This is a genomic window from Streptomyces sp. CB02414 (genome assembly GCF_001905385.1).
GTDB lineage: Bacteria > Actinomycetota > Actinomycetes > Streptomycetales > Streptomycetaceae > Streptomyces.
In genome coordinates this window covers 401,730-421,992 of the sequence record NZ_LIPF01000003.1, presented here as the reverse complement: position 1 = coordinate 421,992, position 20,263 = coordinate 401,730, and the positions used below count along the sequence as shown (strand labels likewise).

18 protein-coding genes are annotated in these 20,263 nt (G+C 72.6%); 3 read left to right on the top strand and 15 right to left on the bottom strand.

Annotated features, from left to right (window positions below):
• Positions 1-25 precede the first annotated feature (25 nt).
• From kynU to AMK11_RS12890, 12 genes are all read right to left on the bottom strand, one after another.
• Positions 26-1,261: a kynureninase gene (gene kynU / locus AMK11_RS12945; protein WP_073726426.1), complete on the bottom strand. Its 1,236-nt coding sequence runs from the start codon at positions 1,259-1,261 to the stop codon at positions 26-28.
• Positions 1,262-1,289: 28 nt separating this feature from the next.
• A complete protein-coding gene (locus AMK11_RS12940) occupies positions 1,290-2,105 on the bottom strand; it encodes a tryptophan 2,3-dioxygenase family protein (RefSeq protein ID WP_073726424.1) in 816 nt (271 codons plus the stop codon).
• Positions 2,106-2,256: 151 nt separating this feature from the next.
• Positions 2,257-2,670: a DUF3151 domain-containing protein gene (locus tag AMK11_RS12935; RefSeq protein WP_073726422.1), complete on the bottom strand. Its 414-nt coding sequence runs from the start codon at positions 2,668-2,670 to the stop codon at positions 2,257-2,259.
• 56 nt (positions 2,671-2,726) lie between these two features.
• Positions 2,727-4,187 carry an MFS transporter gene (locus tag AMK11_RS12930; RefSeq protein WP_073726420.1) on the bottom strand — a complete coding sequence of 487 codons (1,461 nt, stop codon included), beginning with the start codon at positions 4,185-4,187 and terminating at the stop codon, positions 2,727-2,729.
• A 70-nt stretch (positions 4,188-4,257) separates the two neighbouring features.
• Complete coding sequence (gene fbaA, locus AMK11_RS12925; protein ID WP_073726418.1) at positions 4,258-5,289, bottom strand: class II fructose-bisphosphate aldolase; 1,032 nt, start codon at positions 5,287-5,289, stop codon at positions 4,258-4,260.
• 135 nt (positions 5,290-5,424) lie between these two features.
• Positions 5,425-5,973: an orotate phosphoribosyltransferase gene (gene pyrE, locus AMK11_RS12920; RefSeq protein ID WP_073726416.1), complete on the bottom strand. Its 549-nt coding sequence runs from the start codon at positions 5,971-5,973 to the stop codon at positions 5,425-5,427.
• A 10-nt stretch (positions 5,974-5,983) separates the two neighbouring features.
• Complete coding sequence (locus AMK11_RS12915) at positions 5,984-6,772, bottom strand: aldose epimerase family protein (protein WP_073726414.1); 789 nt, start codon at positions 6,770-6,772, stop codon at positions 5,984-5,986.
• 51 nt (positions 6,773-6,823) lie between these two features.
• Positions 6,824-7,678 (bottom strand): SRPBCC family protein, encoded by an 855-nt coding sequence (locus AMK11_RS12910; protein ID WP_073726412.1) that lies wholly within the window; start codon positions 7,676-7,678, stop codon positions 6,824-6,826.
• Positions 7,679-7,742: 64 nt separating this feature from the next.
• Positions 7,743-8,450 (bottom strand): response regulator, encoded by a 708-nt coding sequence (locus tag AMK11_RS12905; protein ID WP_073726410.1) that lies wholly within the window; start codon positions 8,448-8,450, stop codon positions 7,743-7,745.
• Positions 8,447-9,619, bottom strand: coding sequence for a sensor histidine kinase (locus tag AMK11_RS12900; protein WP_073726409.1), 1,173 nt, complete (start codon positions 9,617-9,619; stop codon positions 8,447-8,449). The genes AMK11_RS12905 and AMK11_RS12900 overlap by 4 nt, the downstream gene beginning before the upstream one ends.
• A gap of 252 nt (positions 9,620-9,871) precedes the next feature.
• Positions 9,872-11,560 (bottom strand): polyamine aminopropyltransferase, encoded by a 1,689-nt coding sequence (locus tag AMK11_RS12895; protein ID WP_073726407.1) that lies wholly within the window; start codon positions 11,558-11,560, stop codon positions 9,872-9,874.
• Between the two features lie 119 nt (positions 11,561-11,679).
• On the bottom strand, positions 11,680-12,216 hold the full coding sequence (locus AMK11_RS12890; protein WP_073726405.1) for a DUF2617 family protein: 537 nt from the start codon (positions 12,214-12,216) through the stop codon (positions 11,680-11,682).
• Positions 12,217-13,134: 918 nt separating this feature from the next.
• Between AMK11_RS12890 and AMK11_RS12880 the strand changes: the two genes are divergently transcribed.
• Positions 13,135-14,358, top strand: a complete 1,224-nt coding sequence (locus tag AMK11_RS12880; protein ID WP_383579964.1) for a pyridoxal phosphate-dependent aminotransferase — start codon at positions 13,135-13,137, stop codon at positions 14,356-14,358.
• Between the two features lie 77 nt (positions 14,359-14,435).
• Here the strand turns inward: AMK11_RS12880 and AMK11_RS12875 are convergent, their stop codons facing one another.
• Positions 14,436-14,972, bottom strand: a complete 537-nt coding sequence (locus AMK11_RS12875; RefSeq protein ID WP_073726403.1) for a YbjN domain-containing protein — start codon at positions 14,970-14,972, stop codon at positions 14,436-14,438.
• Between the two features lie 147 nt (positions 14,973-15,119).
• Between AMK11_RS12875 and AMK11_RS12870 the strand changes: the two genes are divergently transcribed.
• Positions 15,120-15,656: a hypothetical protein gene (locus AMK11_RS12870; RefSeq protein WP_073726401.1), complete on the top strand. Its 537-nt coding sequence runs from the start codon at positions 15,120-15,122 to the stop codon at positions 15,654-15,656.
• Positions 15,657-15,701: 45 nt separating this feature from the next.
• On the opposite strand, the gene clpB is transcribed toward AMK11_RS12870, so the two are convergent.
• Both clpB and AMK11_RS12860 read right to left on the bottom strand, forming a co-directional pair.
• Entirely contained in the window at positions 15,702-18,302 is a 2,601-nt protein-coding gene (gene clpB / locus AMK11_RS12865) for an ATP-dependent chaperone ClpB (RefSeq protein WP_073726399.1), read from the bottom strand.
• Positions 18,303-18,626: 324 nt separating this feature from the next.
• A complete protein-coding gene (locus AMK11_RS12860) occupies positions 18,627-18,962 on the bottom strand; it encodes a hypothetical protein (protein ID WP_073726397.1) in 336 nt (111 codons plus the stop codon).
• Between the two features lie 277 nt (positions 18,963-19,239).
• Here AMK11_RS12860 and AMK11_RS12850 point away from each other — a divergent pair, with 277 nt between their 5' ends.
• On the top strand, positions 19,240-20,250 hold the full coding sequence (locus AMK11_RS12850; protein ID WP_073726393.1) for a helix-turn-helix transcriptional regulator: 1,011 nt from the start codon (positions 19,240-19,242) through the stop codon (positions 20,248-20,250).
• Positions 20,251-20,263 lie beyond the last annotated feature (13 nt).

Here is a 20,263-nt window from a genome sequence, read left to right as displayed (position 1 = left end):
GCCCGCCACCGGTTCCTCAGCCCACTCAGCCCGCAGCGTCCAGCGCCCGGGCCAGCACCCGCGCCGCCCGCTCCACGTCCGCGAACCCGACGTACAACGGCGTGAAGCCGAACCGCAGGACGTCCGGGGCCCGGAAGTCCCCGACCACCCCGCGCTCGATCAGCCGCTTCATCACGTCACCGGCGTCCTCGCAGCGCAGCGCGACCTGGCTGCCCCGCTCGGCGTGCGCCGCGGGCGTCACGGACTCCACCCGGCCGTCCGGCACGTACTCCCCGACGCAGCGCAGGAAGAAGTCCGTCAGCGCCAGGGACTTGGCCCGCACCGCCGCCACGGACACCGCGTCCTCGTCCCACACGTCCAGCGCCGCCTCCAGGGCGAGCAGGGACAGGATGTCCGGCGTGCCGACCCGGCCGCGCAGGGCACCGGAGGCCGGTTCGTACCCCGGCCGCATGCCGAACGGCTCGGCGTGCGAGTTCCAGCCCGGCAGGGGGGAGTCGAAACGGGCCTGGAGGTCCCGGCGCACGTACAGGTAGGCGGGCGAGCCGGGGCCGCCGTTGAGGTACTTGTAGGTGCAGCCGACCGCCAGGTCCACGCCGTGCTCGTCGAGCCCGACCGGCAGCGCGCCCGCGCTGTGGCACAGGTCCCAGACGGCGTACGCGCCCGCCGCGTGCACGGCGGCCGTGAGCGCGGGCAGGTCGTGCAGGCGGCCGGTGCGGTAGTCGACGTGGTTGAGGAGCACGGCGGCCGTACGGTCCCCCAGCGCCGAGGGCACCTCGGCCGGGGCGACCGGGCGCAGGGTGCACCCCGTCATCCGGGCGGCGGACTCGGCGATGTACCCGTCCGTGGGGAAGGTGGTGGCGTCCACGAGGATCTCGTCCCGCGCGGGACCGTCCGCTCCGTCCGCTCCGTCCTGCGCCGCCATCCGCACCGCCGCCACCAGGGCCTTGAAGACGTTCACGCTCGTGGAGTCGCCCACCACGACCTGCCCGGCCGCCGCCCCCACCAGCGGGGCGATGCGGTCGCCGATCCGCTCGGGCGCGGTCCACCAGCCGCTCTCCTCCCAGGACCGGATGCGCAGTTCGCCCCACTGGCGGCGCACGACGTCCGCCACGCGGTCGGGAACGTGCGCGGGCAGGGCGCCCAGCGAGTTGCCGTCCAGGTACGTCACGTCGTCGAGGACGAACCGCTCGCGCACCGCGGCCAGCCCGTCGGCGGCGTCCAGCTTCCCGGCCTCGCCGGCGAGATCGAGCGCCTCGGACACAAGACCTCGCTCAGACGTAAGACCTCGCTCAGACATAGGACCTCGCCGTCCACAGCTCGGGGAACACGTTGCCGCGGGCCCGCTTCTCCAGCCAGGCCACCCCGGCGGAGCCGCCCGTGCCCGTCTTCGAGCCCATCGCGCGGCGGGTGGCGACCAGGTGGTCGTTGCGCCAGCGCCACACCAGCTCGGCGACGTCGGTGAGGGCCTCGCCGAGGCGGGCCAGCTCGCCGTTCTGGTCACCGGAGTAGACGGCCGTCCAGGCGGCCTCCACCTCGGGCGCCGCCTCGTACTTCTTGGTGACGTCGCGCTGGAGCACGGCGTCGGGGATGTCGTACCCGTGCCGGGCGAGCAGCCGGACCACCTCGTCGTACAGGCTCGGCTCGTGCAGCGCCTTCTCCAGCTCGGCGTGGACGCGCGGGGCGCCGCGGTGCGGGACGAGCATGGACGCGGACTTGTCGCCGAGCAGGAACTCCAGGCGGCGGTACATGGCCGACTGGAAGCCGGAACCCTCGCCGAGGGCGCTGCGGTAGGAGTTGAACTGGGCGGGCGTGAGGCCCGCGAGCGGCGTCCAGGAGGCGTTCAGCGCCTCCAGCTCCCGCACCGAACGCTTCAGCGCGTCCCTCGCCACGTCGGTCCGGTCCTCGCGCAGGGCGCGGGCCGCGGTCTCCCACTCGTGGACGATGACGGTGAACCACAGCTCCATGACCTGGGTCGTGACCAGGAAGACCATCTCTCCGGGATCGTCGGAGAGGGTGTGCTGGAGATGGGTGAGCACGTCCGCCTTGACGTAGTCCTCGTACGGCGTGCTGCCCTCGAAGTCGAGATTCGGGGCGTCGTGGGACATTTCTGTCTCCTGATGGCACTACGGGTAGCGGTCCGCCCTGCCGTTACCGGCACGGGGCCCCGGTCCCCACACGGCATCCTCCGCAATCGTCGCAGGAAACCGCAAGGCCCGCCCGCGCACGGCGGACGGGCCTCCCGGCACAGGCGCGGGTTCAGCCCAGGACCTCGGCCGCCTCCGGCGAGGAGTCCTTCAGGAACTGGCTGCAGCGCTCGTACTCCTCCTTCTCGCCGATCGCCTGGGCGGCGCGGGCGAGGGCGTGCAGGGCGCGCAGGAAGCCGCGGTTCGGCTCGTGGCTCCAGGGGACCGGTCCGTGGCCCTTCCAGCCGTTGCGGCGCAGGGAGTCCAGGCCGCGGTGGTAGCCCGTACGGGCGTACGCGTACGACTCCACGACGCCGCCCCGCTCGTACGCCTCGTCGGCCAGCCGGGCCCAGGCCAGCGAGGACGTCGGGTACTTCGCGGCGACGTCGGCGGCGGAGGTCCCGCCGGCCAGCAGCTCGCGCGGACCGGGGTCGTCGGGGAGGTGGGTCGGGGGCGGTCCCCCGAGGAGGTTCTCGTGAATGGCCATGGCACAAGTCTGCGGCATGGCCGCGCGGACGCCGGAGCCGGTCGCGCACGTTCCGGTCAGGGACGACCGTCCCGCTCCCCCTCCAGTGGCGGCACCGCCACCGAGCCGTGCGTGCGGCACTCGGGCCTGCGGCAGTCCGGGGCCGGGCGGCGCACGGTGGTGACGGCGACGAGGGAGCCCGCCACCAGCACGCCCGCGCAGATCAGCATGGCCCGGCCGAACGCGTCGTCGAAGGCGTCCGGCCTCCGGTACGCCTCCTCCCCCATCCCGGTGAGCAGCGGCAGCGCGGCCACCGCGACAAGCCCGGCGGCACGGGCCGCCGCGTTGTTGACGCCGCTGGCGAGCCCCGCGCGGGCGGTGTCCACGGAGGCCAGCACGGTCGCCGTCAGCGGTGCCACCAGGGTGACCATGCCCAGGCCGAGCACCAGCAGCGCGGGCAGCACGTCGGCGAGGTACGAGGCGCCCGGACCGACCCGCAGCATCAGCAGCATCCCGGCCGCGCACAGCAGCGGGCCGACCGTGAGCTGGAGGCGCGGGCCGACGCGCTCGCCGAGTTCGCCGGAGCGCGCGGAGAGCAGCAGCATCAGCAGGGTGGTGGGCAGCAGCGCCGTACCGGCGGCCAGCGCCGACCAGCCGACGACCACCTGGAGCTGGAGGGCGGCCAGGAAGAAGAAGCCGCCGAAGGCCGCGTAGACGCACAGCGTGACCAGGTTGACCGCGGTGAACTGGCGGGAGGCGAAGATGTCCGGCGGCATCATCGGATCGGGACGGCGCCGCTCGACGACGACGAACGCCACCGCCGCGGCCACCCCCGCCAGGGCACTGGCCGCCACCGCCCAGGACGCCGTGCGCGCCTCGATCAGCGCGTACGTGAGCAGCCCGAGAGCCGCGGCGCCGAGGACGGCGCCGAGCACGTCGAAGCGGCCGTGGGCGCGCTCGTCCGACGACTCGGGCACGTGGCGCACGGCGATCGGCGCGCAGAGCAGGGCCAGGGGGACGTTGAGGAGGAACACCCAGCGCCAGCCCGGACCGTCCACCAGCCAGCCCCCGACGAACGGGCCCACCGCCGCGCCGACGCCCCCGAACCCCGACCACAGGCCCACCGCCCGGCCCCGGTCGTCCGGGTGGAAGGACGCCTGGATGAGGGCCAGCGACCCGGGGGTGAGCAGGGCGCCGCCGATACCCTGGAGGGCGCGGGCGGCGATCAGGACGCCGGCGTTCGGAGCGAGACCGCACAGCAGGGACGCGGCGGCGAACCAGAGCACGCCGAGCACGAAGATCCGGCGCCGCCCGAACCGGTCGCCGAGCGCCCCGCCGAGGAGGATCAGCCCGGCCAGCGTGACCATGTAGGCGTTGACGGTCCACTGGAGCGCGGCGAGGTCCGTGTCGAGGTCCCGGCCGATGCGGGGCAGCGCGACGTTGACGACGGTCGAGTCCAGCATCGCCATGCCGGAGCCGAGGACGGTGGTCAGCAGAATCCATCTGCCTTGCGGTGCGGCCAGCCGGACGTCGGGCATGGTCCCAGGTATACAGCGAGCCCGGCGCTCGGGCGCCGGGCTCGCCGCACACGGCCGTGCAGGCCGGGTGTTACTTGATCTTCTGGCCCGCCGAGCGCAGGTGCCCGCAGGCCTCGACGACGCGCGCGGCCATGCCGGCCTCGGCCAGCTTGCCCCAGGTGCGCGGGTCGTAGGTCTTCTTGTTGCCGACCTCGCCGTCGACCTTCAGGACGCCGTCGTAGTTGCGGAACATGTGGTCGGCGACCGGACGCGTGAACGCGTACTGGGTGTCCGTGTCGATGTTCATCTTGACCACGCCGTTCTCCAGCGCGGTCGCGATCTCCTCGGCGGAGGAGCCGGAACCGCCGTGGAAGACGAAGTCGAACGGCTTGCTGCCGGCCGGCTGACCGTACTTCGACGCGATGCCCTCGTTCAGCTCCTTGAGCAGCTCGGGGCGGAGCACGACGTTGCCCGGCTTGTACACGCCGTGCACGTTGCCGAAGGAGGCGGCGAGCAGGTAGCGGCCCTTCTCGCCCAGGCCCAGGGCCTCGACGGTGCGGACCGCGTCGTCGACCGTCGTGTAGAGGGAGTCGTTGATCTCGTGCGAGACGCCGTCCTCCTCGCCGCCGGTCGGGGTGATCTCGACCTCGAGGACGATCCTGGCGGCGCGGGCGCGCTCCAGGAGCTCCTGGGCGATGGAGAGGTTGTCGGACAGGGTCTCGGCGGAGCCGTCCCACATGTGCGACTGGAAGAGCGGGTTGCGGCCGGCCTTGACGCGCTCCTCGGAGACCGCGAGCAGCGGACGCACGTACCCGTCGAGCTTGTCCTTCGGGCAGTGGTCGGTGTGCAGCGCGACGGTGACGTCGTACTTCTCGGCGACGATGTGCGCGAACTCGGCGAGGGCGACGGCGCCGGTCACCATGTCCTTGTTGTGCTGGCCGCCCAGGAACTCGGCGCCGCCGGTGGAGATCTGGACGATGCCGTCGCTCTCCGCCTCCGCGAAACCGCGCAGGGCCGCGTGCAGCGTCTGGGAGGAGGTCACGTTGATGGCCGGGTAGGCGAACTTTCCTGCCTTCGCCCGGTCCAGCATCTCGTTGTAGACCTCGGGAGTTGCGATGGGCATCTGTCCGCTCCTTGTATGTGCGGGTGGGCTTGATACGTGCTTCGGCCCTGACCTAGACCATGGGGGGCGACGTCATCGTCGGCCCCATCCTTCCAGACGAACCGGGATACTCCGAGTGGACGTCCTGGAAGGGGCTCAGTCGAGGCCCAGCTCGTCCTTGTCGTACGCGTACCGGTACGGCACCGAGGCGCCCTGCTCGATCTTCTCGGCGGCACCCGTCGCCCGGTCGACGATCGTGGCGACGGCGACGACCTCGGCACCGGCCTCGCGCACCGCCTCGACGGCGGTGAGCGGGGAGCCGCCGGTGGTGGAGGTGTCCTCGACGACCAGGACGCGGCGGCCCTTGATGTCCGGGCCCTCGACGCGGCGCTGCAGCCCGTGCGCCTTGGCGGCCTTGCGGACGACGAACGCGTCCAGCTTCCGGCCGCGCGCGGCGGCGGCGTGCAGCATGCTCGCGGCGACCGGGTCGGCGCCCATGGTCAGCCCGCCGACCGCGTCGAACTCCAGGTCGGCCGTCAGGTCCAGCAGCACCTGCCCGACCAGCGGCGCGGCCTCGCCGTCCAGGGTGATGCGGCGCAGGTCCACGTAGTAGTCGGCCTCGAGACCCGAGGAGAGGGTCACCTTGCCGTGCACCACGGCCTTGTCCTTGATCTGCTGCAGCAGCTCGCCGCGTACGTCCGTCATGCCCACCAGCTTAGAGCCGGGTCCAGCGCCAGGTCGTGGTGGCCTCCAGCGGCTCCAGCGGCGTGACCAGGCGCGGGAGGGTGTTCAGGCCGTCGGGCGGGCCGGTCTGCGGCTCCACGCAGACGGCGGCCTCCTGCTCGTCGTAGACCACGGCCCACTGCTCGGGGCTGGTCACCCTCAGCTCCAGCCGGCCCGGCCAGGTGAGGGTGACGTCGACTCCGTCGGGCATGCCGAAGCAGTCGTCCCAGGGTCCCGGCTTCGGGTCGGTCCGGTTGCCGGTGGGCAGGTGGTCGTCGCCGCGCTCCTCCTGCCAGGCGGGGTCGAAGGCGATCTGCACGCCGGTGCCGTCGAGGGCGCGGTTGAACCAGGGGTGCCAGCCGAGCTGCGCCGGGAAGGACGACTCGTACGTCTCGACCGACATCGTCAGCGACAGCGCGTCCCCGGTGAGGGCGATCACCTGGGTGACGCGGCCGGGGTAGGGCCAGGGGTCGGTGAGGTCGTACGTGAGGACCGCCTCGCCGTCGGTGACGCGGGCGGTGCGCCAGGCGGCGTCGCGGGCGGTGCCGTGGATGGCGTGCGGCGGGGAGTTCAGCGGCATCTGGTGGACGACGGCGCCGTCCCGGAAGCGGCCCTCGCGGATGCGGCCGCACCAGGGGACCATCGGGAAGCAGCCGTAGCGCTCGCCCTGGCGGAGCAGTTCCGTGCCGCCGACGCGCAGCCCGCCGATCCGGCCGCCGTTGCCCGGCAGCACGGTCGCCTCCGCGTCACCCGCGGTCAGCGTGATGGGTTCGTTGCTCACGCCATGACCCTACTGGGGCGATCAAGGGCGCCCCACCCGGTCGGCGCCCGTTCAGCGGCGCCTGCGCAGCGCGCGGCCCACGACGATCGCCGACGCCACCACCAGCGCCGCCGCCGGTGCGGCCCAGCGCAGGGAAGTGCCGGCCACGCCCGCCTGGGGCGCGGGGACGGGGGCGTACCGGCCGCGCGGCGGGGCGTGGTCCACTTCCTCGGCGCTGCGGCCGATCATCGTGCGGCGCGCGTGCGCGGCCTCGGCGGGGGGCGGCTCGTCGGCTTGCGGGGGGCCGGGCGCCCGCCGTCCGCCCACGGCGTCGGTGTCGGCCTGGGCGTCGGCGTCGGCCTCTGCCTCGTCCGCCTCTGCCTCGTCCGCGAGGGAGGACGGAGGGACGTCGGTGTCGAAGACGGAGACGTGTTCGGGCCGCTCGGGCTCCTGCCCCGGCCGGGCCTCGGCCTCGGACTCCTGCCCGGCCTTCGCCGCCTCCTGCTCCGCCGCCCTGCCCAGGTTCTCCGCGAACCGGGTGAGCAGCCTCGTCGTCGCCGACGTCACCGCGTCCGCCGGGAGCTCCGTGACCCGTCCGTCCGCCGTGGCCGTACCGGCGATCACCAGGGTGCAGCCGCCGTCCGCGTCCGCCACCCGCAGCGTGAGCGCGAGCGTGACCGTGCCGGTGCCGCGCGACTCGGTGGCGTCGCCCTCGACGGCGTACGTGCCGTCGTCCCGGGCGGTCAGGCGCAGCGCGCCCCGGTAGGTGATGGAGTGGCTGCCGACGCGCACCTTCAGCCGTCCCGTGACGGGCTCGGCACCGGCGTCCTGCTGGAGCCCCGGAAGGGCCCGCGCCACCCGGGCGGGGTCGGCCAGCACGTCCCCGAGCCGCTCGGCCGGAACCGGAACGAACACCTCATGCTCCATGTCACGGCACCCTACCCAGCGGGCGCCCGGCGCACCCCCCGTCGGCACAAAGTCGTCCGCCGCCTCACGTACCTCCCGTGCCCCCGGGCGTCACCAGTCCCGTCTCGTACGCCACCACCACCGCCTGGGCCCTGCTGGTCAGGCCCAGCTTGGTCATCGTGCGGTTGAGGTGGGTCTTGACCGTGGCCTCGCTGATGAAGAGCCGGTCGGCGGCCTCGGCGTTGGTCAGGCCGCGGGCGACCAGCTTCAGGACCTCGGCCTCGCGTCCGGTCAGCGCCGTCAGCCCGGGCGGCGGGGCGGTGTCCGGCGCACTCCGCGGTCCGGTGTCCGGCATCCGCGTGAACGCCTCCACCAGGCGCCGGGTGACCGCGGGGGCGAACAGCGCGTCGCCGCCGTGCACCGCGGTGACGGCCGCGAGCAGCCGTTCGGGGCCGGCGTCCTTGAGCAGGAAGCCGGAGGCGCCGGCGCGCAGGGCGCCGTACACGTACTCGTCGAGGTCGAAGGTGGTCAGGACCAGGACGCGGGGGGCGGGGTCCACCGCCTCGGCGAGGATGTGCTCGGTCGCCCGGATGCCGGTCATGCCGGGCATGCGGATGTCCATGAGGACGACGTCCGGCCGGGTCCGCGCGGCCAGCGCCACCGCCTCGGCCCCGTCGGAGGCCTCGCCGACGACCTCCATGCCGGGGGCCGCACGCAGCAGCGCGGCGAGTCCGCTGCGGACGAGGAACTGGTCGTCCACGACGAGCAGCCTGATCGGGTCCGGTTCGGTCATTCGTGGACGACGTCTCCCCGGCGTGCGGTCTGTACCGGCGTCGGCAGGGTCAGGCGCACGCCGAATCCCCCCTCGCTGCGCGGGCCGACGGAGATCGTCCCGCCGTAGAGCTTGGCCCGCTCCCGCATCCCGATCAAGCCGTGGCCGCCGCGCTCGGGGATTGTGTCCGAATCCACCCCCTCCCGGCCCGTCCCACCGCGCCCGTCGTCGGTCACCGACACCGTCACCTCGCCCGCGCGGTAGGCGAGTTCGACGGCGGCGTGCGCGCCGGGCGCGTGCTTGAGCACGTTGGTGAGGGCCTCCTGCACCACCCGGTAGACGCACAGCTGGACGCCGGGCGGCAGGGGGCGCGGGGTGCCCGTGACGCGCAGGTCGACGCCGACGCCGCCGCTGCGCACCCGGGTGACCATCTCGTCGAGCTGGTCGAGGCCGGGAGCGGGGGCGCCGTCCGCGCCCTGGACGCCGTCGGCCCGCAACAGGCCCAGCATGCGGCGCAGTTCGGCGAGGGCCTCGCCGCTGGCCCCCTCGATGGTGTCGAGGGCGTCGCGGGCGGTGCGAGCGTCGGTGAGGAAGACGAAACGGGCGAGGCCGGCCTGGACGTTGATGACGGCGATGTGGTGGGCGACCACGTCGTGCAGTTCCCGCGCGATGCGCACGCGTTCCCCGGCCACCTCACGGCGGGCCCGGTCGGCCTGTTCGGCCCGCAGCTGCCGGGTGAGTTCGGCGGTGCGCCGGGCGACGTACCCGAACCGCCACAGCACCAGCGGGAAGCCCACGGCCTGCCCCACGACCGACGCCATCGCCTCGGCGTCGCTGACCACCCCGGCGTAGATCCAGACACCCGCGAGCAGTGCGGCGCAGACTGCGGCGGTGCGGGTGGGGCGGAGGGAGGCGACGGTGTAGACGGCGAGCATGGGGCCGAAGGAGCCGACCACGGGCCAGTAGCCGAGGGTCACGTAGAGCGCCCAGCAGGCGTGAGCGGCGAGGCAGACGGTGACGGGGGCGCGGGGGCGCAGGGCGAGCGGGAGGGTGACCAGGGCGACGAGGGTCCAGGCGACCGGGTCGAGCGCGGGCCACCCCTGGGCGACGGCCTCGGTGCCGAGCAGTACGGCCACGGTCGTGAGCGCCGCGGCGATCAGGCCGTCGGCGGCCAGGGGGTGCAGGCGCATTGCCGCAGCGTAGATCCGCCCGCCCGGCGGCGGCGTCATCCTTTCGCCGTACCGCGGAAGTTGCAGGAACCCGCGGCCTACCGCGCTGGGACGACCCCCATGTCCACCCGCTGCGGGATTCGGGTACGGGCGGGGCGGCCGTAGGTTCTCGGTGCGAACGATCCGCAGGGGGGTGTGGCGGTCCGTCCCGTGGCCCGGGGGAGGGACGGGCCGTCGCACGAGCGGTGTTCGCGCTGGAGCGGGGGGCCGGGGTCAGTAGCGGGGATGCACCAGCGTCGACGGCGGCAGGTCCGCGATGCGGGTGCGGGAGGCGGCGCGGGCGTCCCGGGCCAGGGACTCGTTCGTGAGGGTGTGCGGGCGGGGAGCCGCCGGGTCGAGGCGCGGTCCGGGGGGTCTGCGGGCGGCCAGGAGGAAACCCCAGTCGCGGGGGGCGTGCCCGCCGACGGCGGTCCTGCGGTCCGGGCCTGCCGCGTCGCCGGTGGCCGTGGCTGTGGCGTCGACGCGGTAGGGGGCGGTCCGCAGGCCGGCCGCCCGCAGTGTCGCGTCCACCGTCCAGAAGGTCCGGGGGCGGGCGGACACGGGCCCGGCGTGCACCGCGAGCCGCCCGTCGGGGGCGAGCACCCGGCGCAGCAGGCCGTAGAACTCCTGCGAGTACAGCTTGGTGCCCGCCGTGATGCCCGGGTCGGGCAGGTCCGAGATCACCACGTCGTACGTCCCGGTGGGCGTCGTGCGCAGCCGGCGGAAGGCGTCGGCCCCGACGACGCGGACCCGGGCGTCGCCGTAGGCGTGCTCGTTCAGCGCTGACAGGCCGGGGTCGTGCCGGGCCAGCCGGGTCAGCTCCGGGTCGAACTCGATGACGTCCACGCGGCGAACTTCGCGGTGGCGCAGCACCTCCCGCACGGCGAGGCCGTCGCCGCCGCCCAGGACCAGCACGCGGGCGCGCTCCCCGCTCATGGCGGGGTGCACCAGCGCCTCGTGGTAGCGCCGCCCGTCGTCGGCCCCGACCCGCAGCCGGCCGTCCAGGAACAGGGCGAGGGGCCGGCCGTCGGTGTCGCCGGTGAGGATCACCTCCTGTACGCCGGTCCGGACGGCCACGCGGACGTCCTGGCCGTAGACGGCGTGCCGGGCGGCGCGTTCGAAGTCGTCGGCGAGGAGGGTCGCGGTGGCGAGGAGGGCGAGGACGACGGCGTTGGCGGTCAGCAGCAGCCAGCGGGCCCTGCGGGACATGTCCCGGCGGAACAGGCCGAGGACCAGGGCGGCGCCGACCACCGCGTTGACGGTGCCGGTGAGCAGCGCGCCGGTCAACTGGCCGAGAAACGGGAGCAGTACGAAAGGAAAGGCGAGGCCGCCGACGAGCGCACCGACGTAGTCCGCGGCGAACAGGTCGGCGACGGCACCGCCCGCGTCCTGGCGGCGTACCCGCTGGATCAGCTCCATCAGCAGCGGCACCTCGGCGCCGATCAGCACGCCGATGACGAGCGAGAAGGCGACCAGGAGGAAGCGCGGGCCGTCGGCCCACATCCCGCCCCAGCCGCCGGTCCAGGCGAAGACGGCGTAGAGCACCATCGCGCTGGAGCCGCCGACGAGGGCGAGGGCGGCCTCGACCGCGCCGAAGCCCGCCGCCGCGAACCGGCGCAGCCGCTTGGCGGCGAGCGAACCGAGGCCCATGGCGAAGACCATGACGGACAGCACGACGGACGCCTGGGTGACCGAGTCGCCGATCAGGTACGAGGCGAGGGCGACGAGTTCGAGTTCGTACACGAGCCCGCAGGCCGCGCAGACGAACACACCCGCCAGCACCAGGAACCGCCCGGTGGCCGGCCGGACGGGCAGCCGCGCCGGCGCGCCCCGGGTGGGCGGCAAGGACGGCGTGCCGGGGCCGCCGGAGCCGCCCCAGGACGGCGGAGAGCCGGGTGGGGCGGGCGCGTGCGGTTCGATCACGGGGTGACGTTACGTCACTCCCGCACTGCGGTTCGTCACCCACACGTGTGAAACCGGCGTTCCGTCGGGCACCACAGGTTTATCCCGTTCGTCCCGTCGTCCGCCCGGACCGCGGCGGCTCACCCCGTGGACGGGGCGAGCCGGGACGCCGGCACCCGCACACCCACCCGGGTCCGGGTCGCCACCAGTTGGCCGTCCTGCGGATAGGCGTGCCAGGTCCGCCAGTGCACCTGCCCCTCGCACCGCTGGGCCAGCAGCGCCGTGAAGGCGTGCGGACTGCCGGGGAAGACACCGGCCAGACCGTGCGGGTGGTCGGAGACCAGGGCCAGCAGCTCCTGCGCCCGCCCCGCGAAGGAGCCCGGCGTCAGCCGTTCCACGCGGGCGGCGAACTCGTACTCCCAGTCGCCCACCCGCTTGGCGACGCCGAGGGGCAGAGGGGTGCTGCTGCCCGGGATGCACGCCACCGTCTCCGAGCAGGTGCCCCGCTCCTCCTCGAGCAGCACTTGGTGTGAGGCCCCCAGGAGTCTCAACTGCATTTTCGCTCCCGTCAGTTCGACATCGAGACTGGCGAGCGCGGGCAGCGGCTCGCGCCCCAGGGCCCAGGCCAGGTCGGCGGCGCGCGTGTCGGTGTAGGCGGTTGTCAGGGTGGTGAGCATGGATCGGCTCCGCAAGCACACAAGGAAGGGAAGGTGTGGGGCCTGCGCACCCCGGCCACTGCCGGGGATGCGGCCCGCTCAGCCCAGTCGGCCGGTCAGGAGGGGGGTCAACAGGTCGTCCGAGGAGCTGCGTTGGTGAGGGAGAGCGAATCATGAACTGTGGCGCCGCCACAGCGTTTTTACCCAACTTCGTGGGGTTTCCATCCCTCAGGGGGCTCCTCAGCTCAACTGTTCAACCAGGGCGTACGCTCCGCCCGCGCGGCGCGCGCCGGTGTGTGGGAGCGCCCGCCGGGTGTGTTCCCCGGCGGGCGCTGGTGAGGGGCGGGGCCCGGTCCCAGGCGCGGGCCCCGTGGCGGGACCCGGGTGCGGGCCCCGTGGCGCGGATGCGGTTCCCCCTGCTGGAGCTCGGCTGCCCCGTGTCAGCCGCCGCCTCCACCGCATCCGCCGCCGCCCCCTCCCCCGCCCCCGCAGGACGACCCGCCTCCGCAGGACGAGCCGCCACCGCAGGAGTGGCTCGAGCCGTGTCCGCCCGGGGACGAGCCGCCGTCCCCGGCCCACCAACTGCCCCTGCCGGACGACCGCGTGCTCCCGCGCCGGACGCCTCCGGCGGACGAGCCGCTGCGCGCTCCGGCCGTGAGCCCGGCGATCAGCAGGGCGGCGAACACGATCAGGATGAGGCCGATGACCATGGCGTCACCCTCCTTCCACTGTCCGGGCTCGCGCCCGGAAGGTCCCCCGAAGCAACCCCCCGTGGGTGCCTCGCTGTCTGCGCCCAGGACGTACCCGGCGTGCGCCACGTACTCGGCTTCTCGATGTTCTCGACGTCCTCGGCGTGAAGCTCTCGTTGTGTGCTCGGGAGATGCCCCTCGCCGCCACGCCCCAAAGCAGAGTTGAGGAAGCTCAGAGCTTCGGCGCAGGATGGCCGCCATGACCTCCACGCCGCCCATGGGCTCCAGCGCCCGCCCCTTCCTCAATCGCCGGCTCGCCGAGTTCGGGACGACGATCTTCGCCGAGATGTCCGCCCTGGCCGTGCGGACCGGCGCGATCAACCTGGGCCAGGGCTTCCCGGACACCGACGGCCCCGAGGAGGTCCGGGAGGCCGCCGTACGGGCGCTGCGCGACGGACGCGGCAACCAGTACCCGCCGGGCCCGGGCGTCCCCGAGCTGCGCGGCGCCGTCACCGCCCACCAGCACCGCCGCTACGGCCTGTCCTACGACCCCGACACCGAGGTCCTGGTCACCGCCGGCGCCACGGAGGCTATCGCCGCCTCCCTGCTGGCCCTGCTGGAGCCCGGCGACGAGGTCGTCGCGCTGGAGCCGTACTACGACTCGTACGCGGCCTGCATCGCCATGGCCGGCGGCACCCGCGTACCGGTGACCCTGCGCCCGCACGAGGGCGCCTTCCGCCTCGACCTCGACGAGCTGCGCGACGCGGTCACCGACCGCACCCGCCTGCTGCTGCTGAACACCCCGCACAACCCGACGGGCACGGTCCTCACCCGCGCCGAACTGGCGGCGATCGCGGAGCTGGCCGTCGAACGGGACCTGCTGGTGGTGACCGACGAGGTTTACGAGCACCTGGTCTTCGACGAGGCCGAGCACATCCCGCTCGCCACGTTCCCCGGCATGCGCGAGCGCACGGTGACCATCGGTTCGGCCGGCAAAACTTTTTCCTTCACCGGCTGGAAGGTCGGCTGGATCACCGCCGCGCCCGCCCTGCTCACGGCGGTCCGCTCGGCCAAGCAGTACCTGACGTACGTGTCGGCCGGACCCTTCCAGTACGCGATCGCCGAGGCCCTGGCCCTTCCCGAGTCGTACTTCACGGCCTACCGGGAGGACATGCGCGCCAAGCGGGACCTGCTGGCGACGGGGCTGGAAGAGGCGGGCTTCGGCGTCTACCGGCCCTCCGGCACGTACTTCGTCACCACCGACATCCGCCCCCTCGGCGAGGAGGACGGCTTCGCCTTCTGCCGCGCCCTGCCCGAGCGCGCGGGCGTCGTCGCCGTACCCAACGCGGTCTTCTACGACCACCGGGAGGAGGGCGCCCCCTTCGTCCGGTTCGCGTTCTGCAAGCGGACCCAGGTGCTGGAGGAAGCGGTCGGCCGGCTGAAGGCACTGGGGGCGGCGGGCCGGAAGGCCTGAACGTACCGGACGGAACGAGGAAGAGCCCGGCCGGACATCACTGTCCGGGCCGGGCTCCCCAGCTGGCGGGGGGCGGACTACTCCTCGCCCTCCTCCTTGGGCTTCTCCGCCTCGTTGACCTCCTGCTCCAGGCCGAGCTGCTCCACGAGCCACCGGTCGAACTCGATGGCGGCGCGCACCCAGCTGACCGTCGAGGAGACGAAGTGCTCCAGGCTGACGCCCATGCCGATCAGCATCTGCGCCTCGCCGATCAGGCGGACGGTGCCGTCGTCGTGGGTGTGGGAGTACACCTTCGGCCACAGGGTGCGCCGGTTCCAGTCGTCGATCGACTCGAGCAGCTGCGGCTTCTCGTCGATCTGGTGGGGCCGGTCGTAGAACGTCCGCACCGAGAAGACCTGCTGGTCACCCTCACCGCGGAACATGAAGTACGTACGGAACTGCTCCCACGGCGCCGCGAGGTCACCCTCGTCGTCGACGACGTACTTGAGCTCCATCTGTTCGAGGAGCTGCTTCACAAGATCCTGATCCGGGACGACGGGGCCCGCCGGTCCTTGGGGCTGCGGCTCGGGCTGCTTGCCCCCGAAGTTCGGAATCGAGGACGGGTCGATGCTCACCGTGATTTTCCCTTCGTACGGATCTGGCCATCCTCCCCCATGCGGGGAGGGGGGTGGCAAGCCCGCCGGAGGCCTGTCAGCCTTCGGCTGACATGATCCGGCCGGTCGGGTGGACGGGTGGGACGTGTGGCAGACGGAGGCGGGGCCATGAGACGGGCACGGGGCACGGTCGCGGGGGACGCCGGCAGGGGCGAGGAGGTGCCGCGCGGGCGGACCAAGTGGTGGCCGACCGCGGTCCTCGTGGCCCTGGCCGCGCTGGTGCTGCTCCCCGTCCTCGTCGTCCTCGTGGCCGCCGTGGGCCTCGTGGCGTCCGATTCCGAGTACCCGCTCGGCGGCGGCCCCGAACAGCGTCCCTGCCCGGAGGCGCTGGGCTTCGGCGGGGCGGCGCTGCCGGACGGCGCCGAGCCGGTGGGGGCCTGCACGATGCAGGGATGGCAGGACGTCCACTACAGCGCGGTCTTCCGGATGCCGCGCGCCGGGGTCGCCGAGTGGCTCGCGCACACCTACCCGGACGCACCCGCGCCCGAGACGGAGTTCTGCGGGGACGCCGCCGTGGACCTGTGTCTGGATCTGGACTACGCGCAGGGCCTGCCGGACGGTGTGAACGCCCACGCCGTCCAGGTGAGCGTGGAGTACGAGGACGCCGGCACCGCCTTGGTGCGGTTCGCCGCGTTCACCCTCTGACACGCGCGCGGCCCCCCAGGGGCGAGGGGCCGCGCGCAGGTGGGGCTACAGCGTCTTGCCGCCCGCCGCCGGGCCCACGATGAGCTCGTCGCCGAAGCGGTCCACACGGACCGTGTCGCCGTCCTTGATCTCGCCGGAGAGGATCTCCCGGGCGAGCCGGTCGCCGATGGCGGTCTGGACGAGGCGGCGCAGCGGCCGGGCACCGTAGGCCGGATCGTTGCCCTCGTCGGCCAGCCAGGTCAGGGCGTCGTCGGTGACGTCCAGGGTGAGGCGGCGCTCGGCGAGGCGCCGGGCGAGCGCGTCGATCTGGAGCCGCGCGATCCGGCTCAGCTCCTCCTTGCTGAGCGCCGAGAAGACCACGAGGTCGTCGAGGCGGTTGAGGAACTCCGGCTTGAAGGAGGCCCGGACCACCTCCAGGACCTGCTCCTTCTTCTCGGCCTCGGTGGTCACCGGGTCGACCAGGTACTGGCTGCCGAGGTTGGAGGTGAGGACCAGGATGGTGTTGCGGAAGTCGACCGTGCGGCCCTGCCCGTCGGTGAGACGCCCGTCGTCCAGCACCTGGAGCAGGATGTCGAAGACCTCCGGGTGCGCCTTCTCCACCTCGTCCAGCAGCACGACGGTGTACGGCCGCCGCCGCACGGCCTCGGTGAGCTGGCCGCCCTCCTCGTACCCGACGTATCCGGGCGGGGCGCCGACCAGCCGGGCGACGCTGTGCTTCTCGCTGTACTCGCTCATGTCGATGCGGACCATCGCCCGCTCGTCGTCGAAGAGGAAGTCGGCGAGCGCCTTGGCCAGCTCGGTCTTTCCGACACCGGTCGGCCCGAGGAAGAGGAACGACCCGGTCGGCCGGTCGGGGTCGGCGATCCCGGCCCTGCTCCGCCGTACGGCGTCGGAGACGGCCCGCACGGCCTCGGTCTGCCCGATCAGCCGCCTGCCGAGCTCGTCCTCCATGCGCAGCAGCTTCTGCGTCTCGCCCTCCATCAGCCGCCCGGCGGGGATGCCGGTCCAGGAGGCGACGACGTCGGCGATGTCGTCGGCGCCGACCTCCTCCTTGACCATGGTGTCCCTGGCCACCTCCTCCTCGGCCTCGGAGGCGGCCTCCAGGTCCCGCTCCAAGGTCGGGATCTCCCCGTAGAGCAGCTTGCTGGCGGTGTCGAAGTCACCGTCGCGCTGGGCCCTCTCCGCCTGCCCGCGCAGTTCGTCGAGCTTCTCCTTCAGCTCGCCGACCCGGTTGAGGGACTGCTTCTCCTTCTCCCAGCGGGCGGTGAGGCCGCGCAGCTCCTCCTCCTTGTCGGCGAGGTCGCGCCGCAGCCGCTCCAGCCGTTCCAGGGAGGCGGCGTCGGTCTCCTTGCCGATCGCCAGCTCCTCCATCTTCAGGCGGTCGACGGCGCGCTGGAGCTCGTCGATCTCGACGGGCGAGGAGTCGATCTCCATGCGCAGCCGGGACGCGGCCTCGTCGACGAGGTCGATGGCCTTGTCGGGCAGGAACCGGGAGGTGATGTACCGGTCGGACAGACTGGCGGCGGCCACCAGCGCGCTGTCCGCGATCTGCACCTTGTGGTGCGCCTCGTACCGCCCCTTGAGCCCGCGCAGGATGGCGATGGAGTCCTCGACGGTCGGCTCGGCGACCAGCACCTGCTGGAAGCGCCGCTCCAGGGCGGGGTCCTTCTCGATCCGCTCCCGGTACTCGTCGAGGGTCGTGGCACCCACCATGCGCAGCTCACCGCGCGCGAGCATCGGCTTGAGCATGTTCCCGGCGTCCATGGCCGAGTCGCCGCCGGCCCCGGCGCCGACGACGGTGTGCAGCTCGTCGATAAAGGTGACGATCTGTCCGTCGGAGTCCTTGATCTCGGCGAGGACGGTCTTCAGCCGCTCCTCGAACTCACCGCGGTACTTCGCCCCGGCGACCATCGCCCCGAGGTCCAGCGCCACCAGCCGCTTGTCCTTCAGCGACTCGGGCACGTCCCCCTTGACGATCCGCTGGGCGAGCCCTTCCACGACGGCGGTCTTGCCGACACCCGGCTCACCGATGAGGACGGGGTTGTTCTTCGTCCGCCGGCTGAGCACCTGCACGACCCGCCGGATCTCCTGGTCCCGCCCGATGACCGGGTCGAGCCTGCCCTCCCGGGCGGAGGCGGTGAGGTCGGTGCCGAACTTCTCCAGCGCCTTGTACTGGCCCTCGGGGTCGGCCGTGGTCACGCGGCGCCCTCCCCTGGCCTTGCGGAAGGCTTCCTGCAGCTTCTTCGCACTGGCTCCCTGCCCCTCCAGTACCTCACCGGCCGCGCCGCCCTTCGCGGCGATGCCGAGGAGCAGGTGCTCGGTGGAGAGGTACTCGTCCCCGAGTTCCTTGGCGCGAGCCTGGGCGTCGGCGACCACGGCGAGCATCTCACGGTTGGGCTGTGGCGGTGCCACGGTGGCCCCCGTGACGCTGGGCAGCCCGGCGAGGATGCGCTCGGCGCCGGACCGTACCGCCGCGAGGTCGGCCTCGACGGCGGCGAGCAGGTCGGTGACGTTCTCGTTGTCCTGCCCCTGGAGCAGGGCGAGGAGCAGGTGGGCGGGGGTGAGGTCGGCGTGCCCCTCGGTCACGGCCCGGTTGCTGGCCGCGTTGATCGCGTCCCGGCTCCGGTTGGTCAGCTCGGCGTCCACGTTCTGGCTCTCCTCCTAGCGTCGGCCGTGGCGGGCGGCCGTGTCTCCCGGTGCTGACTCATCCAACGTACACAAAGTTGAGTCTATTCCGCTCAAGGGTTGCAGACGGTTCTCCGGATGGCACCAGGTTCCCGGTCCGCCGGTCACCTCGCGCGGTGAGTACCGTCACGCGAGCCTTTTCGGCCACGCCGGGTCGGAAGCGATACGGGTCGGTACCCCGAAATGTCGCCACACGCACGACAGCGGCGTCACCGTGTTCAGGTCACGGTGACGCCGCTGCCGGGGGGAAGCACCTGAGCGATCTGTTACGACGGGGGAATCGCGTCAGGCACTGCGGGGGGTGGCCGAGATGGTCCTCACTTCGGGGTCCGCCGGCTGCGCGAGCCGGTGGTCCCTCTGGTCCAGGTTCACAAAGATCATTCCGTAACGGATGGCGCACCGCACGGGCTGCGGCGCCCCCCGAGGCCGCCGCAGGCACCGGTACGCCCGCACGTCGCCGTCCTCGTCCAGCGTGACGACGACCGGCTCGCCGAAGACGGTCACCATCAGGGAGTCACCGGGGTGGGGGATCGCGGTGACCAGGTCGATGAAGTGCCAGCCGGAGCGGTAGGCGGTGGCCATTTCCCGGCGGAAGGAGCGGTCGTCAGGTGGCGTCGTCATCGCGATCAGTTCCAGGAGGTGTCGTCGGTGCCATCCGCACCCGCGACAACCTCGGTCGCCCCGGTGCCCGCACGAACGTCGCTCGACTTGCCGGCCAGGCCGCTCGCGGCCCCAAACACCACGACGGCGGAAAGAGCAGCGGCAAGTACCGAGCGAAGCATTCTCTTACTCATAGTCGGCTTCGTCCTCACTCGATGGTCTCCTCTTCCCCCGTCGAATAAGACGATGGCTCATTCGGGCACGTCATGGCCACACAATCGGTGCATCATGTTCCTGCATGTTCAGGACCCTGGGGGGTGGAAAATTGGGGACAAACGAGACACAAGCGGCACATCCCCACGCCATAACCGAACTGTGTGACGAAGGCAGCCGAATCTACGTCAGCGCGCTGCGCGCCGGCCGCATCGCCCGCGCGGATGTCGAGTCGGCCCCCTGCCTGATGGAGTTCGCACTTCTCCACCCCGACCCCGACGATGCCACGTGGCTGCGTCCCGTCCCGCCAACGGTCGCCCTCGCACAGCGCCTCCATCCGATCGAACGGGAGATCACGGAGCGTCGGCGCCTCTCCGTCCAGTTGGCCGACGCCTTCGAGCCGTTCATGGCTGCGAGCGCCCAGGGCACCGCGTCGACTCACGCCATCACTGTGCTGGAGGGCAGAGACCGGATCAACTCGGCGCTGAACCTCGCCACCTCGGAGTGCCAGGCAGAGGTACTCACCGTGCAACCCGGGGGTCGACGCCTGGAGAGCAACCTCCTCAAAGGCCTGGAGCGCGACAAACCTCTGATCGAGCGAGGCGTACGGCTACGCACCCTGTACCAGCACACAGCCCGCCACAGCCCCGAGACCCTCGCCTACGTGGACCAGATTGCTGACGGCAAGGTCGAAGTGCGCACCATTGACGAACTCGTCGAGCGACTCATCATCTGCGACGAGTCGGTGGCCTTCATCCCGACCCGGGAAGATCGCCAGGTCGCCTTGGAGCTGCGCCACCCAGGGCTGGTCAGGTACCTGATCAAAGTCTTCGAATTCATGTGGTCCCGCGCCGTGCCACTCAAGGTGGGGACACCCTACGAGACCGCCTCGGACGGCATTACCGACATTCAGCACTCGATTGCCAAGCTCCTGGTGGAGGGCCACGTCGACGAAGCCATCGCCCGGCGTCTCGGCATGAACGTCCGCACGTGCCGAGCGCACATCGCGAAACTGGCCTTGGCCTTGGGCAGCGGCAGCCGCGCCCAGCTCGGCTACCTCATAGCCCAGTCCGGGATCCTGGAAAAGGATCACTGATCTCAACCGACGA

Excerpts from the sequence above, each read along its gene's own strand:
- AMK11_RS12890 (WP_073726405.1), bottom strand. The coding sequence starts at position 12,216 with ATGCTCACCACCCTGACAACCGCCTACACCGACACGCGCGCCGCCGAC.
- AMK11_RS12860 (WP_073726397.1), bottom strand. The coding sequence starts at position 18,962 with ATGACGACGCCACCTGACGACCGCTCCTTCCGCCGGGAAATGGCCACC.
- AMK11_RS12880 (WP_383579964.1), top strand. The coding sequence starts at position 13,135 with ATGGCCGCCATGACCTCCACGCCGCCCATGGGCTCCAGCGCCCGCCCC.
- AMK11_RS12900 (WP_073726409.1), bottom strand. The coding sequence starts at position 9,619 with ATGCGCCTGCACCCCCTGGCCGCCGACGGCCTGATCGCCGCGGCGCTC.
- AMK11_RS12870 (WP_073726401.1), top strand. The coding sequence starts at position 15,120 with ATGAGACGGGCACGGGGCACGGTCGCGGGGGACGCCGGCAGGGGCGAG.
- AMK11_RS12905 (WP_073726410.1), bottom strand. The coding sequence starts at position 8,450 with ATGACCGAACCGGACCCGATCAGGCTGCTCGTCGTGGACGACCAGTTC.
- AMK11_RS12910 (WP_073726412.1), bottom strand. The coding sequence starts at position 7,678 with ATGGAGCATGAGGTGTTCGTTCCGGTTCCGGCCGAGCGGCTCGGGGAC.
- AMK11_RS12850 (WP_073726393.1), top strand. The coding sequence starts at position 19,240 with ATGTTCAGGACCCTGGGGGGTGGAAAATTGGGGACAAACGAGACACAA.
- AMK11_RS12930 (WP_073726420.1), bottom strand. The coding sequence starts at position 4,187 with ATGCCCGACGTCCGGCTGGCCGCACCGCAAGGCAGATGGATTCTGCTG.
- fbaA (WP_073726418.1), bottom strand. The coding sequence starts at position 5,289 with ATGCCCATCGCAACTCCCGAGGTCTACAACGAGATGCTGGACCGGGCG.
- AMK11_RS12940 (WP_073726424.1), bottom strand. The coding sequence starts at position 2,105 with ATGTCCCACGACGCCCCGAATCTCGACTTCGAGGGCAGCACGCCGTAC.
- pyrE (WP_073726416.1), bottom strand. The coding sequence starts at position 5,973 with ATGACGGACGTACGCGGCGAGCTGCTGCAGCAGATCAAGGACAAGGCC.
- AMK11_RS12935 (WP_073726422.1), bottom strand. The coding sequence starts at position 2,670 with ATGGCCATTCACGAGAACCTCCTCGGGGGACCGCCCCCGACCCACCTC.